This is a genomic window from Aurantimicrobium sp. (assembly GCF_036667855.1).
GTDB lineage: Bacteria > Actinomycetota > Actinomycetes > Actinomycetales > Microbacteriaceae > Aurantimicrobium.
The window spans coordinates 17,943-33,312 of the sequence record NZ_JAVWTF010000004.1 but is presented as its reverse complement, the minus strand read 5'-3'; the positions used below and the strand labels follow the sequence as shown (position 1 = coordinate 33,312).

13 protein-coding genes are annotated in these 15,370 nt (G+C 56.2%); 7 read left to right on the top strand and 6 right to left on the bottom strand.

Annotated features, from left to right (window positions below; genetic code table 11):
- Positions 1 to 215: 215 nt before the first annotated feature.
- Together RR877_RS02330 and RR877_RS02325 are read right to left on the bottom strand one after the other, a co-directional pair.
- Positions 216 to 2,033, bottom strand: a complete 1,818-nt coding sequence (locus tag RR877_RS02330; protein WP_332550722.1) for an ABC transporter ATP-binding protein — start codon at positions 2,031 to 2,033, stop codon at positions 216 to 218.
- Positions 2,030 to 3,838 carry an ABC transporter ATP-binding protein gene (locus RR877_RS02325; protein WP_332550723.1) on the bottom strand — a complete coding sequence of 603 codons (1,809 nt, stop codon included), beginning with the start codon at positions 3,836 to 3,838 and terminating at the stop codon, positions 2,030 to 2,032. Before RR877_RS02325 ends, RR877_RS02330 begins: the two co-directional genes overlap by 4 nt.
- Positions 3,839 to 3,981: 143 nt before the next feature.
- Between RR877_RS02325 and RR877_RS02320 the strand changes: the two genes are divergently transcribed.
- Genes RR877_RS02320 through RR877_RS02295 form a run of 6 tightly spaced genes read left to right on the top strand, consistent with a single transcriptional unit; the run spans position 3,982 to position 10,634 of the window.
- Complete coding sequence (locus tag RR877_RS02320; RefSeq protein WP_332550724.1) at positions 3,982 to 5,394, top strand: aminotransferase class V-fold PLP-dependent enzyme; 1,413 nt, start codon at positions 3,982 to 3,984, stop codon at positions 5,392 to 5,394.
- 21 nt (positions 5,395 to 5,415) lie between these two features.
- Positions 5,416 to 6,381 carry a quinone oxidoreductase gene (locus RR877_RS02315; protein ID WP_332550725.1) on the top strand — a complete coding sequence of 322 codons (966 nt, stop codon included), beginning with the start codon at positions 5,416 to 5,418 and terminating at the stop codon, positions 6,379 to 6,381.
- Between the two features lie 15 nt (positions 6,382 to 6,396).
- Entirely contained in the window at positions 6,397 to 8,049 is a 1,653-nt protein-coding gene (locus tag RR877_RS02310) for a FumA C-terminus/TtdB family hydratase beta subunit (protein ID WP_332550726.1), read from the top strand.
- A gap of 43 nt (positions 8,050 to 8,092) precedes the next feature.
- Positions 8,093 to 8,635 carry a MaoC family dehydratase gene (locus tag RR877_RS02305; RefSeq protein WP_280804499.1) on the top strand — a complete coding sequence of 181 codons (543 nt, stop codon included), beginning with the start codon at positions 8,093 to 8,095 and terminating at the stop codon, positions 8,633 to 8,635.
- A complete protein-coding gene (locus RR877_RS02300; RefSeq protein ID WP_332550727.1) occupies positions 8,635 to 9,492 on the top strand; it encodes a CoA ester lyase in 858 nt (285 codons plus the stop codon). Before RR877_RS02305 ends, RR877_RS02300 begins: the two co-directional genes overlap by 1 nt.
- A gap of 2 nt (positions 9,493 to 9,494) precedes the next feature.
- Positions 9,495 to 10,634 (top strand): CaiB/BaiF CoA-transferase family protein, encoded by a 1,140-nt coding sequence (locus tag RR877_RS02295; RefSeq protein ID WP_332550728.1) that lies wholly within the window; start codon positions 9,495 to 9,497, stop codon positions 10,632 to 10,634.
- 3 nt (positions 10,635 to 10,637) lie between these two features.
- Here RR877_RS02295 and RR877_RS02290 read toward each other — a convergent pair whose 3' ends face one another.
- The 4 genes from RR877_RS02290 to RR877_RS02275 form a co-directional block, all read right to left on the bottom strand.
- Positions 10,638 to 11,570 (bottom strand): cytochrome b/b6 domain-containing protein, encoded by a 933-nt coding sequence (locus tag RR877_RS02290; RefSeq protein ID WP_332550729.1) that lies wholly within the window; start codon positions 11,568 to 11,570, stop codon positions 10,638 to 10,640.
- Positions 11,567 to 12,535, bottom strand: a complete 969-nt coding sequence (locus tag RR877_RS02285; RefSeq protein ID WP_332550730.1) for an electron transfer flavoprotein subunit alpha/FixB family protein — start codon at positions 12,533 to 12,535, stop codon at positions 11,567 to 11,569. The genes RR877_RS02290 and RR877_RS02285 overlap by 4 nt, the downstream gene beginning before the upstream one ends.
- 17 nt (positions 12,536 to 12,552) lie before the next feature.
- On the bottom strand, positions 12,553 to 13,320 hold the full coding sequence (locus RR877_RS02280; RefSeq protein ID WP_332550731.1) for an electron transfer flavoprotein subunit beta/FixA family protein: 768 nt from the start codon (positions 13,318 to 13,320) through the stop codon (positions 12,553 to 12,555).
- 88 nt (positions 13,321 to 13,408) lie between these two features.
- Positions 13,409 to 14,080 (bottom strand): GntR family transcriptional regulator, encoded by a 672-nt coding sequence (locus RR877_RS02275; RefSeq protein ID WP_280804493.1) that lies wholly within the window; start codon positions 14,078 to 14,080, stop codon positions 13,409 to 13,411.
- Positions 14,081 to 14,202: 122 nt separating this feature from the next.
- Between RR877_RS02275 and RR877_RS02270 the strand changes: the two genes are divergently transcribed.
- Positions 14,203 to 15,357 carry an acyl-CoA dehydrogenase family protein gene (locus RR877_RS02270; protein WP_280804492.1) on the top strand — a complete coding sequence of 385 codons (1,155 nt, stop codon included), beginning with the start codon at positions 14,203 to 14,205 and terminating at the stop codon, positions 15,355 to 15,357.
- Positions 15,358 to 15,370 lie beyond the last annotated feature (13 nt).

Here is a 15,370-nt window from a genome sequence, read left to right as displayed (position 1 = left end):
GCCACAGATGCAGCGGAGGTAATGGTTACCGTCAACGGTGTCCAGATTGCAGGTGTGGTGACCCCTTCTGGCTTCATCGCGGAGACGTTGGTCCCCGAGTTTGAGCACACTCGCCTGCACTCGGAATGGCGAGGAGGTTATGGCTCCGTGATTGTTGCCCTAGCCAAGTCTGGCAACACCGTTGTTGGCCACTACGACGTCGTGGGTGGCGTGGCCTAAGCCAGCGAGTCTCGCCAGGCTGAGTGCAGACTGGCAAACTTGCCGGTGCCGGCAATGAGTTCTTCAGGGGATCCGTCCTCGATGATTTCACCGTGTTCCATCACGAGCACACGGTCCGCAATCGACACCGTCGAGAGTCGGTGAGCAATGATGATTGCGGTGCGGTCAGCGAGCAAGGTTTGTAGTCCTCGCTGCACCAATCGCTCGCTAGGGATGTCCAGCGATGCAGTTGCCTCATCCAAGATCAGCACGGTGGGGTCTGCAATGAATGCGCGCGCGAAAGAGAGCAGCTGACGTTGTCCTGCGGACAAACGACCACCGCGCTTGTTCACGTCAGTGTTGTAGCCTTCCGGCAATCTCATGATGAAATCATGAGCACCCACAGCCTTGGCAGACGCCTCAATTTCTTCCTGCGCTGCTCCAGGTTTACCAAGGCCAATGTTGTCGGAAACCGAACCTGAAAACAAATAGGACTCTTGGGTCACCATGACGATGGCTCGGCGGAGATCCTTGTTGGCTAGGTCACGCAGGTCTATGTCATCCAGGCTGACGGTTCCCTGGCTGGGGTCATAGAAACGTGCCACCAACTTTGCCAGGGTGGACTTCCCAGCGCCGGTGGTTCCCACCAAAGCGATGGTCTGTCCTGCTGGGATGTGGAGATCAAGTTGGGGAAGAACGATGGTCTCGTCGTTATATCCAAATCGAACCTGGTTGAAGTCCAGCTTGCCCTTGGGGTGAACCAGAGGAGTCGGATTGAGCGGCTCCACCACGGTGGCCTTCTCTTCGAGCATGCCCGAGACCTTCTCCAACGCAGAGGACGCGTTCTGGAAGGAGTTATAGAACATGGCTAGTTCTTCCATCGGTTCAAAGAACCGGCGGGTGTAGAGAACAGCTGCAAGAAGTACGCCGACCTCCATAGCGCCGTTGGCCACACGGAACGACCCCAGAATCAAGACGGCAGCCAGGGTGAAGACACCAATGACTTTGAGGCCGGGGTCATAGGTTCCAAAGAGGCGAATGACTTTGCGGTTTGCTTCCCGGTAGTCGTCAACGGCGAGGGCGTAGCTCTTTTCGTTGCGCTCTTCACGGCGGAATGCTTTCACGGCACGGATACCGGTCATGGTTTCCACGAACTGCACAATCAACCGTGCCGAGAAGGTGCGGGCTTCACGGAACTGCTTCTTGGAGGTGTTGGAGAACCAGCGGGTGAGGAAGAATGCAGGAATCAAAGCAATGAGCAGCGGAAGCGCACTTGAAGGATCCAGTGCAATCAACGCGCCTGCCGTGAACGTCATGAGCAAGATGCCGCGGAACAGGTTGCTGATTCCGCCATCGAGCAGTTCACGCAAGGTTTCGATGTCACTGGTTTGACGAGCAATGACGCGGCCCGAGGTGTAGTTTTCGTGGAAGCTCATACTGAGGTTTTGGGTGTGCTGGAAGACACGTTCACGCAGGTCAATCAATACCGTTTGGCTCAGCACCGCAGAAGAGCGCATATAGACGGCCATCATGGTCGAGCTGACAATCGCGGTGAGCACATACGCACTCACAATCAATTGCGCAGGTAGCCAATTGTGGTTCTGCACAACCTGGGACAAGCCCTGGTCAATTCCTAGTGCCAACAGCGTGGGCCCGGCAACCTGCGCTGCCGTGCTGACCACCACAACAACGAGCGTCCAATACAAACGCACCCGCACAGGGTGAAGCAGGGACTTCAGTAACGAAAGCGAGCGCTGGCGCAGGCGCTTTCCTTCCTGTTTCGTGAAGTCGGAGCGTTCTTCACCGGTTACTCCGCGAACTCCGGCAATCGTCATCGCTTTTCCTCCTCGAGGGAAGCAATCACGTTGCGGTATTCGGGGCAGCGCGCGAGAAGTTCAGCGTGGGTGCCTACGTCCAGGATTTTGCCGTTATGCAAGAGAGCAACACGATCCGCCAGCATCACTGTGGAGGGTCGGTGCGCCACAATGAGCGCTGTGGTGGTGCCCAGTACTTCACGCAGTGCCTTCTCGACAGCAGCCTCGGTGGTGACATCAAGTGCGGAGAGAGGGTCATCCAGCACCAAGATGCTGGGCTGGACGGCAATGGCTCTCGCTAAAGCCAAACGCTGACGCTGGCCGCCGGAGAGACTCAGGCCTTCCTCGCCGATCTTGCTTTCGACTCCCTTGGGCAAACTTCGGGCAAAGTCTGCTTGAGCAATGTCGAGTGACTCCTGCAGGAGGGCTTCACCCTCGGCTAGGAGCACAGGGTTCTCGGTGTTGGTGAGATCTTCACGGCCCAGCAAGACGTTGTCTCGCACGGATATGGAGAACAATGTGGCATCTTCAAAGGCCATGGCCACGCGGGTGCGCAGGCTTTCAATGCCCACGTCTCTGATGTCCACGCCATCAATCAGTATGCGACCGCCGGTGACATCAAAGAGTCTGGTGGTGAGGGCGGTGAGGCTGGTCTTGCCGCATCCCGTCAGGCCCACCAGTGCCATGGTTTCACCAGGCTTTATCGTCAGGTTGACCCCATCCAGCAGATCTGGAACATGTGCGGGGGAGTCTTCATAACGGAAGTGAACATCGTCAAAGACAAGTTCACCAGGACCAGCTGGAACATCTTTCGCATCCCGCACTTCGAGGATCTCGATGGGGGTGTCCATCACTTCGTGGAAGCGGTTGAGCGAGCTGGCTGCCTCAATAGAAATAGAAAGCATGGGTGCAATGGACTGCATCGGTCCCTTGAGCAGGGCTGCCGTAGCAAAGAACGCGATGAGAGTTCCCACCGAGACAATGCCCTGCTCAGCTTCGATGATGCCGATGAGCAAGGTGATGGCGAATCCCAGGTCTGGAATCAGGAGCATCCAGAACCACATCTGGCCATTGGCCTTGCCCTTGGCTAGTTCCGTTCCGCGCAGGATGTTGGCCTGCTCGAGGAATTCTTCGAGAGCTTCACCGGCGCGACCAAAGGACTTCAGCACACGGATGCCGTGAACGGATTCTTCAATGGCCGTGGCCAGGTCACCCTGCTGGTCTTGAGAGTTTCTGGCCAGGGTGGTGAAGGTGCGCTGGAAGCGCAGGCTGATGATGATCAAAGGCAATGAGCAGATTAGGAAGATGGCGCCCAGCACAGCATTGAAAGCAAAGAGGAGGGTGAAGCCGGCAACAAGCATGATGGTGCTCGTGACGAGCTGCACCAAGGCGAAGGAAATCCATCTGCGCACGGTGCTAATGTCACCCATGGCGCGTGAGAGCAGCTGGCCGCTTTGCCACTTGTCATGGAAAGAGACGGGAAGCTTCTGAAGGTGGACATAGATGGCGTTCCGCATCTTGCCTTCGAGGTGAACACCGGGGGCCAACGTAATCCAGCGGCGCAGGTAGATGAAGATGACTTCGGCCATACCGAGCCCGAAGATAACGGCGACGCCAGGCACAATTTGTGCCACGTCGCCGGTGCTCAGTGGGTTGTCAACCAGCCAGCGCAGGGCGAAAGGAATCGTCAGTGCGGTAGCTACGGCAGCTAGAGAAACAAAGATTCCCACGAAGAGGAGAGGCAGTGCACCCTGCACGAATGGGTACACCCGACGCAGGCTGCTGAATGTGCTCAGCTGACCGCTCTGCTGCTGGGTAATTGCCACGCTGCTCCTGTTTCGACCTCTCAATGTATCAACTCGAAATGCACCACAGTTATTCCCGCAGGCGGCGCTGATGTCTGGCAGGCAGGACAGTCAATACGCAGGTAGCGCTGACAGGAAGCACAGCTCATTTGTATCCTAAAGACATGCATGATTTCTTGCGGCTCGGTGTTGAGCGCGACGGTGTCCTTGAGGAAACTTTCCAGACTGTAAACCAGATGTGGCAGGGTCAGGACAAAGCTCGAGAAGGTGAGCCAGAGTTCACTGGAGAAACTATCCAATTGCTCAAAGAATCTCTCCCCGAGCGCGGCATGAAAGCAACTGATGCCATCAGTCTTGCTGCAGAGGTATTGGATCAATCCATTGCGCAGTCGCGACCTCGTTTCCTCGCCTACATCGGTTCAAGCGGTCTCGAGATTGGCGCGGTGGCAGACTTCCTGGCCGCTTCCTATGACATCAACGTTGCATTGAATTCGAAGGCCTCCACGATGTTGGAGGTGCAGACCAGTAAGTGGCTGGGAGATTTCATCGGATTCCCGAACTCTCGAGGACTCTTCACTTCTGGTGGCACAGTGAGTAACATCACCGGTCTAGCCGTCGCAAGGCAGAAAGCTGTACCAGACTCTCGTGAAAATGGGAACAGCATTCCATTGGCTGTGTACTGCTCGAGTGAAGCGCACTATTCCAACCGACGTGCAGTGGAGTTGCTGGGTCTGGGAAACAAAGCAATCCGTTCTATCGCTATTGATGACGAACGCAGGATGATTCCCGCGGACCTGGAAAAGCAGATCAAGGCAGATATTGCCCAGGGGGTCAAGCCCATGGCTATTATTGCCAGCGCCGGAACCACCCTGACGGGGGCAGTTGACCCATTGCGGGAAATTGCGCGAATAGCTCAGGAGTACAACGTGTGGCTGCATGTCGATGGTGCTTATGGCGCACCTGCTGCAGGCACGAATACGGCTCGTGCTCTCTTTGACGGTTTGGAACTAGCGGACTCTGTCACCATTGATGCACACAAGTGGCTGTTTGTGCCCAAGGCTTGCAGCATCGTGCTGGTGCGCGATTACCACGCGCTCGCCGAAACCTTCGGTCACAACGAGGCATACATGCCTCACAACACCGAGGACCCCAACCCGGTAGATGTGACCTTGGAGTATTCGAGACCACTCCGAGCACTGAAGTTGTGGCTCGGGTTCAAAACACATGGTGCTGCGCAATTCCGTGAGGCGCTGGAGCATGACCTCGAACTGGCGCAAATAACCTATGACCGCGCCAGCGTGAACCCACGATACCGAGTCATGCCTCATCGCCCCCAGCTTTCTGTAGTGCCGATTCAATACCTTCCTGAAGGAATGACTGATCCTGAAGAAATCAGCGAGCACAATGCTCGGCTGTGTAAGGCAATTATGGAAGATGGAAGGGTCTATCTCTCTCCCGCCATTATTGACGGACACTCCTGGCTTCGCCCTTGCTATACAAACTTCCGGACCGAAGTCAGCGATGTGGATGCGCTGTTTGCGGTTATTGAAGAGCTCAGCGCCACGCTTCGCAGCTAACACAGTGCCAAACTTGGTGTTATGAGCAATGCCATTGTTGTCACAGAGTTCGGTGACTCTTCCGTCCTGAACTTCACCGAGGTCGAGGCGCCCGTTGCTGGTCCTGGCCAAGTGCTTGTGCGTATGCGTGCCATCGGTGTGAACTTCATTGAGATTTATCAACGTAAAGGCATTTATTCCATCCCACTGCCCCACATCTTGGGCAATGAAGGCATGGGTGTGATTGAAGCTCTCGGTGAGGGCGTGACCAACCTGGAGGTTGGTCAGCGCATTGCCTTCACTGATGGCATCTCTACCTATGCCGAACTAGCACTTGTTCCAGCAGATAAGGCGTTGGTGATTCCTGCCGGCATGGATGACCTCACCGCTGCTTCTCTTCCCCTGCAGGGAATGACTGCTCATTACCTCGCTGCCTCAACTTTCCCTCTCGGCCCTGGGCACACTGCCCTGATTCACGCTGGTGCTGGTGGAGTTGGCCTGCTGTTGATTCAATTGGCCAAGATGCGCGGTGCTCGGGTGTTCACCACGGTTTCTGACGAACTCAAGGCCGAACTTGCTCGAGCAGCTGGTGCTGATGAAGTACTTTCCTATGGCGGCTTTGATGTTCGCGTGCGCGAACTGACTAATGGCCGCGGGGTTGACGTTGTCTATGACGGCGTGGGTCAGGCCACATTTGACCGCTCTTTGATGTCGCTTGCCATCCGCGGAACCATGGTTCTCTTTGGTGCTGCCTCTGGTCCTGTTCCTGAGTTTGATCTGCAGCGCCTGAATTCAGGTGGTTCGCTGTTTATTACGCGACCCACACTGTGGAATTACTTGTTAACCGCCGAAGAGCGCAATTGGCGCTGGAGCGAGCTCACAGATGCCGTCGTTGCAGGCAAACTCGACGTTCGCATCGGCGGGACATACCCACTTGCAGAGGCAGCCCAGGCTCATGACGACTTGGCTGGGCGCAAAACCACGGGCAAACTTTTAATACTTCCCTAGAAAGAACAGGCAATTATGAACAAGGGCGAATACCAGATTCTGCACCGTCAGTCTTCTGACTACGACAGGACTCTGCTCAGTGACGAAGGTGTTGAATCTGTCACCCTCGGTGAGCACACCTTTACCTCTGTTTCTCCTGAGGCTCTCGAGCTCCTTGCCTACACCGCCTATAAGGAAATCAACTACTTCTTGCGCCCAGCCCACCTTGCTCAGCTGCGCACCATTCTGGATGACCCCGAGGCTTCTGGCAACGACAAGTACGTGGCCCTAGACCTACTCAAGAACGCTAACGTGGCTTCCGGTGGCGTGCTGCCCATGTGTCAAGACACCGGCACCGCTCTGGTCATGGCCAAGCGTGGCCACCGCATCCTGACCGATGGCCGTGATGCTGAATACATTACGAACGGTATTGCCAAGGCGTATCACGACCTCAACCTGCGCTACTCGCAGATGTCTCCCACCTCGATGTGGGAAGAAGTGAACACTGGCACCAACCTGCCCGCAGAAGTCGATATCTCGCTGACTAAAGGCGACAGCTATGAATTCCTGTTCATGGCTAAGGGCGGCGGAAGTGCCAACAAGACCTTCCTCTACCAAGAGACCAAGGCTGTTCTGGAAGAGACGCGTCTGTTGGAGTTCCTGCGCGAGAAGATCGCCAGCCTGGGAACCGCAGCCTGCCCTCCCTATCACTTGGCCATTGTCATTGGTGGAACCTCTGCTGACTACGCGGTAAAGACCGCCAAGCTGGCCTCCACCCACTACCTCGACTCACTTCCCACCGAAGGTGGCAAGGAAGGTCAGGGGTTCCGTGACCTCGAGTTCGAACAGAAGGTCTTCGAACTGACCAAAACCATCGGTTTTGGTGCGCAGTTCGGCGGGAAGTACTTCTGCCACGACGTTCGTGTTGTTCGCCTGCCTCGCCATGGTGCTTCGCTGCCGATTGCCATTGCGGTCTCCTGTTCGGCTGACCGTCAGCTCCTGGCCACCATCAACTCTGAGGGTGTCTTCATTGAAGAGCTCGAACATGACCCAGCACGCTTCATTCCTGAAACAGGTCTCGAAGAAATCGAGCAGGCCTCTCCTGGTGTTCCCATCAACTTGAACCAGCCGATGGAGGAGATCCTCAAGGAACTCTCCGCCTGCACTATTGGCACGCGTGTGATGTTGACCGGAACCATTGTGGTGGCACGTGACATTGCGCACGCTCGTATGCGTGAACGCCTAGAACGTGGTGAAGGTTTGCCCGACTACGCCAAGGATCACCCCATCTACTACGCTGGTCCAGCAAAGACCCCCGAAGGTCTGCCGACAGGCTCCTTCGGACCCACCACAGCTGGCCGTATGGACAGCTATGTGGAGGAGTTCCAGAAGGCTGGTGGCTCCATGGTCATGTTGGCCAAGGGTAACCGCTCCTCTGTGGTGACCAAGGCCTGTGGCACCTATGGCGGCTTCTACCTCGGTTCTGTGGGAGGCCCCGCTGCTCGTCTGGCCCAGGACAGCATTCGTTCGATGGAGATCATTGACTACCCCGAGTTGGGTATGGAAGCTGTCTACAAGATCGAGGTGGAGAACTTCCCTGCCTTCGTTGTTGTCGATGACAAGGGCAATGACTTCTTCACGATGGACCAGAAGAAGCCTCTACTGCTGGGCCCTACTCGTTCTGTATAATATATTCAGCGCTTTCTGCGCGAATATCTAAAGGACTGCATCCATGAGTGACTCTGATTCCCGCGTTGTTGAGGGCTGGACTGGCCGCCTGTTTGAAGACTTCGCAATTGGTGATATTTACTACCACCCCTTTGGCAAGACGGTCACCGAAGGTGACAACCAGATGTTCACTCTCATGACGCAGAATGTCTCGAAGACACACGTCGACCGAAACTATGCCGCAGGCACTAGCTACAAGCTTCCTCTGGTTAACTCCACATTTACACTTGCTTTGGTGACCGGACAGTCCACAATGGATCTCTCCATGAATGTCTTTGCCAACCTGGGCTGGGACGAAGTGCGTATGCCTGCACCTGTTTATGAAGGAGACACCATCTACTCGCGCTCCAAGGTACTCGACCTGCGCGAATCTGCGTCACGTCCCACCATGGGCGTGGTCACGGTTGCCACCGAGGGCTTCAACCAGGATGGCACCATCGTGGTGAGCTTTAAGCGTTCCTTCATGATTTATAAGAAGGGCCACCTGCCCAGCGTTGCCGGCTCGCGTCCCGACGAATCCAGCCTGCCCGAGGTAGCGTCCAAGTAATGACTTCTGCACAGGGATCGAACTTCGACGTTGTGGCCAATGCCACAACGATGTTGTTTGTTCCTGGCGACCGTCCCGACCGCTTCGTCAAAGCGCACCAATCAGGTGCTGATCTCATCATTATCGATTTGGAAGACGCTGTCGCTCCCGAGAACAAGGCGCTTGCTCTGGGGGAAGTCGTTGCTGCGCTGACAACGGAGGCCGAATCTCTTCCAGGTGGTCAACTGACCGCTTTGGTGCGCATCGATAGCGCTCATAGTGCAACAGAGCTTGCTGCTCTTCGCAAGGTGGCAGAGACTCCTGGCAATGGTTTGCTCGGCGTCATGGTCCCCAAAGCTGAATCGGCGCAGCAGATGGCGGAAGCCGTTACCGCCTTGCCAGCCGGCCTCGCCATTGTTGCATTGATCGAGTCAGCACGTGGCCTTGTGAATGCGAAAGAGATTGCTGCCGTTCCCGGTGTGACCCGCTTAGGTTTTGGTGCGGTCGACTTTGGTGTCGACGTGGATGCCACCCACGAACGTGTTCTTGACTATGCCCGGGCACAGATTGTCATTGCCTCCAGCGCTGCTGAAATCGCTGCGCCAGTAGATTCACCCAGCTTGAGCATCAAGGACGGAGAGGTTGTTTCAGCTGAAGCTCTCCGTGCTCGTGAGTTTGGCTTCGGGGGAAAGCTATGCATTCACCCAGCACAGGTTGAGCTTGTTCATTCAGCATTCGCCCCTACTGCAGAACAAGTTGCCTGGGCCCAAAAAGTTATTGGCCTTGAGGGTGGTGCTTCACAACTTGATGGCGTCATGATCGACAAGCCTGTGGTTGATCGCGCGAAGCGCATTCTGTCTCGAGTGGGAGCCAAGTAGTCATGGTTCGCCCACTCGACGGCATCACTGTTGTTTCTCTTGAGCAAGCAGTTGCTGCTCCCTTTGCCTCCCGTCAGCTCTCTGACCTGGGTGCACGGGTGATCAAGATCGAGCGCGATGCAGGTGACTTCGCCCGCGCCTATGACACCAAGGTTCATGGTGAAGCAAGCTACTTTGTCTGGATCAACCGCAACAAAGAAAGCGTTGTGCTGGACCTCAAGACCGAGCAGGGCATAGCTGCACTTCGTGGCCTTGTGTCTCAAGCGGATGTCTTTATTCAGAACCTTGCCCCTGGAGCTGTTGAACGTCTTGGTCTGAGCGCTGCCCAGGCATTGGAACTCAACCCTCAGCTGATCTATGTGTCCATCTCTGGCTATGGCCGTGGGGGAGAGTATGAACAGAAGAAGGCTTATGACCTTTTGGTTCAGTGCGAAACGGGTTTGCTCAGCGTGACTGGAACGCCAGGGGCGCCTGCCAAGGTGGGCATTTCGGTGGCAGATATTGCGGCAGGTATGTATGCCTACTCGGGTGTGCTCTCTGCGCTGATTCAGCGTGGTCGCACAGGTAATGGTGATGTGCTCGAGATCTCCATGCTGGAGGCACTGGGTGAATGGATGAGCCAGCCTTATCTCTATGCCGAATACGGCGGAGAACAACAGCCACGCTCGGGTGCTCAGCACGCCACCATCGCCCCCTATGGTCCGTTCAATACCAATGACGGAACAGTGTTCTTTGGTATTCAGAACGAACGTGAATGGGCCAAGTTCTGCGAGATTGTGCTCCAGGATGAATCCGTTGCCGCCGATTCACGATTCAACGCGGGTGCTATCCGTGTTCAGAATCGACCTGCGTTGCATGCCCGCATTGACGAGGTGTTTTCCTCTATCAGCAGTGTTGAGGCCCTCTCTCGTTTAGACGAGGCAGGCATTGCTAATGCCCAATTGCGAGACATGCGCCAGTTCTCTGCACACCCCCAACTCGAAGCCCGTCACCGCTGGCGCGAGGTGGAACTCCCCAATGGCGAAAACGCACGCAGCTTAATTCCACCCGTCACAGCCAGCTCGTATGAAGCACAGATGGGTGCTATCCCTGCACTCGGTGCACACACCGAGGCAGTTCTGAAAGAGTTCGGACTGAACTAATTCCTACTGGCGCGTGACCTTGCCGGTTATGGTTGCCACGGGCTGCAGGAATGCTGGCTTGGCCAAGATCCATGCCACAACCGTGAGCACAAGTGAACCCGCGAAGAGACCGAAGCCAAGCCAGCTGTCTCCATTGTTGGAGGCATACATGTGGTTGAGATTACGCAGTGCACCAGTGGTGAGAACCAGAGTGACGTGGGCGATGACAAACAGTACAAAGAAGATCATCACGGGGTAGTGAATAGCTCGTGCAACCGGAAGCGGGTAGACCTTGCTGATGGCTGCTTTCGGCCCAGGCCACGCGTTCGACATACGAACACCGGTGAGGGTGGCCAGTGGAGCTGCGACAAACACGATGAGGAAGTAGGCGAGCTGCTGCAGGCTGTTGTAGTTGACCCAGCCGTTCTCATGTGGCCAGTTCAGTGAGGCGTATTGAATAGCTGCCGACCACGCATTGGGAATGACCTCCCATGAGGTGGGCACAAGACGCATCCATTGCCCGGTGACAAAGAGCAACACGATGAAGATCACACCGTTGAGTGCCCACAGGAAGTCGAGGCTGAGGTGGAGCCACAGGTCGAGGCTGATCTTCTTGGGTTCCCCCTTGGTGCGGAGAAGGCCCTTGTCGTTGCGGGTCCAATACGCAGCGGGACGCTGCGTGGTGCGGACAAGCCACCCCGTGCGAATGATCAACACAATGAAGAATGCGTTGAGGAAGTGCTGGAAGTTTAACCACGCGGGGAAGCCTTCGGGTGCTCCTGCAGGAAGAGCAGTCTCTCCAGGGTATTGAGCGAGGAATGCAGCACCTGCATCAGATGCCCTGTACCACTGCGCAAGCAGCACTACGGCGACCAGGGCTACGAGTGCGAGAGGGATTCCCCACGCCAGTTTCTTCTTCGTCTCAGGAGTGCCGAGGGCGGCGAGGAGTGAACTCATCGACGTGCCTCAATGGCAGCGATGAGCTGCGGCACAACAGTGAAGACGTCACCGACAACACCAAAGTCAGCAACATCAAAGATGGGAGCATCCCCATCCTTGTTGATGGCTATGATGGTGTCCGAGGTCTGCATACCGGCGCGGTGCTGGATTGCTCCAGAGATTCCGAGAGCAACATACAGCTGTGGTGCGACTGTCACACCGGTCTGACCGACCTGGTGAGATTGGGCGATGTAGCCTGCATCCACAGCTGCGCGAGATGCGCCCACTGCAGCGCCGAGCGCATCTGCGAGCTGTTCAACCAAAACAAATTTCTCTGCTGATCCCAGACCGCGACCACCAGATACAACTCTCTCAGCACCGCGAAGTTCGGGGCGAGAGGAGTTGGACTCATGGGCATTGGTGCTCTCGATGACACCGGTCGTGCTGGCGTCCACGTCAATCGAGATGGTGCTCACGCCAGGAGAGGCAACGGGTGTGCGGCCATCAGGCGAGCCCTGGCGGACAGTGGCAATGGTGAGGCCACCGTTGGTCTGGGATTCGACGGTGAAGCCACCACCAAACACCGAGTGGGTGGCAACGATGCTGTCCTTGCCGTTGACAAGGTCGACAGCATCCACCAACACCGTGGTGTTGGTGCGCACAGCCAGACGGCCTGCTACTTCGCGGCCATCGATGGAGTTCGGAATCAGAACCGCTGCTGGCTTCTGCTCAGCAATGGCTGCTTCTAATGCCGCGACAGCTGGAGTGGTAAGGGCAGTGTGAGCTGCAGAGCTTTCAGCGACAACCACGTGTGCTGCACCAAGTGCACCCAGTTCAGAAACGAGTGCTGCACCAGAACCAGGTGCGGTCACCACGACGGCAACAGGGGTACCGAGCTTGGTGGCTGCTGCCAAGAGTGAAGGGGTAGTGGAGCTGAGCTTGCCGGAACTGGTCAGTTCGACGAGAGCGAGAATGTTCGACATGTCTGTACCTGTTCCTTCTAGATGAGTCGGTTCGAGACGAGGAAGTCAGCAAGTTGTTCTCCCGCTGTTCCGTCATCGGTGATCTTGGTACCTGCGGCGCGAGCAGGACGGACGCTTGTGCTGAGAATCACGGTGGAACCTGCGGGTGCGCTCACGCCCAGGTCAGCGAGTGACTGAGTGACCACGGGCTTCTTCTTGGCGCCCATGATGCCCTTGAAGCTGGGGAAGCGGGCGTCGGGGTTGCTCTCGTTGACGGAGATGACGGCGGGAAGGTTGGCGTGGACGTTCTGAGTTCCTTCTTCAATGAGGCGAACGCCAGATACAGCAGATCCTGATATGTCGATGGAACCCAACATGCCGAGGTGGGGGAGGCCCAGGTGCTCAGCAATCATGGAGGGAACAATTCCACCGCGACCATCTGTTGATTCATTACCGGCGACGATGAGGTCGGCGTTGAGATCACGAAGCGCCGCGGCCAGTGTTGCTGCGGTCATGCCGGCGTCTGCACCTGCCAGGCCATTATCTTGGATGTGGATGGCGGAGTCGCAGCCCATGGCGAGTGCTTTCTTCAGCGAATCACTGACATCGCCTGGTGCCATGGTCATCACGATGACTTCTGCAGACTTGTCACTGTCTTTATAGGAGAGAGCTACTTCGAGGGCACGCTCATTGATTTCATCAATGACATTGTCACCGCCCACGCGGTCAACCCAGCCTGTGGTGGTATCGAGCTTGCGCTCGCCCCAGGTGTCGGGCACCTGCTTCATCAAAACGACGATTTTCACTACTGTTTTCCTCTCACCGAGTAACAGAAAATATTATATACCAAAGTGAAGAAAGCGCTAGTAGTCAGTCATCCAGGGGTGTTACGAGTTAGCCCTGAGCTGCGATGCGGGCGTCGATGTGGCTGGCAAGCTGCTCGCCAGCGTGACGCACGTGCTCGGTCATCTCCGTGCGAGCGCGTTCTGCGTCTCCTGCACGGATAGCTTCGAGCAATCCGGTGTGGTCGTGAACGGTGGTTTCGGGCCAGCCGTTGATCGAGGCATAGAAGCGACGAGGGGCATAACGGGAAACAAGCTTGATAACCCAGGCCAGACGCGGGGCATCAGCTGCGAGGTTAATTTCGCGGTGGAAAGCGTGGTTGAGCTCTTCGAGGGAAGCCAGGTCCCCACGGTTTGCGGCTGCGGTGAGCTCGGTGTGGATCTCATCCAGGGCAGCAATAGTTTCTGGAGTTGCCTTGGATGCGGCACGTGCTGCAAGCTCCCCGGCCACCATGGACTGAACCAAGAACATGTCTCGGACGTCGTTGCCGTCTACTTTGGCAACCGTGAATCCGCGGCGAGGAGCAAGATCAAGGAATCCTTCAGCACGGAGTGCTTGGAGTGCTTCGCGAGCAGGAGTTGTCGAGATACCGAGCTCATCTGCCACCGTCTCAGGGCGGACAGGGGCGCCAGCGGCGAGAGTGCCAGATGTGATCTGGTCACGCAAGAACGAAGCTGCTTCGTCACCCAACTGAGGGCGAACGGGGCGAATTCGTGCGTTCATTATCAGCAGTGCTCCTCGTCTCACACACCGGGAAGAAGCCCGGAATTCCGGGCGAGTGTGCTTCTTACATAATATTCCCTATAGCCTTGCCGAGCACTGTCAATATGATATATTTTGTTTTTATGACTACCTCTCTCACCGAAGAAGAACAGATGCTCGTCGACACTGTCCGAGCATTTATTGATCGTGATGTGAAGCCCACCGTCAATGAAGTTGAGCACGCCAATGAGTACCCCGAGGCGTGGATTGAACAGATGAAAGAGATGGGAATCTACGGCCTCGCCGTTCCCGAGGAGTATGACGGTCTGCCCATCTCCATGCCTGCCTATGTTCAGGTCACAGAAGAGCTTGCTCGCGGTTGGATGAGCCTTTCAGGCGCCATGGGTGGTCACACCGTTGTGGCCAAGCTGCTGACCATGTATGGCACCGAAGAGCAGAAAAGCAAGTATCTTCCCCTGATGGCTACCGGTGAACTGCGTGCCACCATGGCCCTGACTGAGCCCAGTGGTGGTTCGGACCTCCAAGCCATCTCTACCGTTGCTCGCGCAGACGGAGATGACCTCGTTATTAGCGGTTCGAAGACCTGGATCTCCAACGCTCGTCGCTCCGGCCTGATTGCACTTCTTGCCAAGACAGACCCCAACGCTGAGCCTCGTCATAGCGGAATGTCCATCATCCTGGTTGAACCAGGTGAGGGCATGAACATTTCTCGCGACCTCCCCAAGCTTGGTTACAAGGGTGTGGAGTCTTGTGAGATTTCATTTGATGACTACCGCACTCCTGCAGCCCAGATTTTGGGTGGGGAACCCGGCAAGGGCTTTGCCCAGTTCATGAAGGGACTCGAGGTCGGACGTATTCAGGTCGCTGCCCGCTCACTCGGTGTCGCTGCCGCTGCTCTGGAAGATTCCATCAAGTACTCACAAGAGCGTGAAACCTTCGGCAAGGCCATTTGGAAGCACCAGTCCATTGGTAACTACCTTGCAGACATGGCAACCAAGCTCACCGCTGCTCGTCAGCTCACTCTCTTTGCTGCTGAAAAGTATGAAAGCGGCGAACGCTGTGACATGGAAGCAGGAATGGCCAAGCTGTTCGCCTCCGAGGTCGCCATGGAGATTGCCCTCAACGCCATCCGTATTCACGGTGGGTATGGCTACTCAACCGAATACGATGTTGAACGTTACTTCCGTGATGCTCCACTCATGATTGTGGGAGAGGGCACCAACGAGATTCAAAAGAACGTGATTGCAGCGCAGCTCATTGCTCGCGGTGGACTCTAAGAAAAGGTAAGCA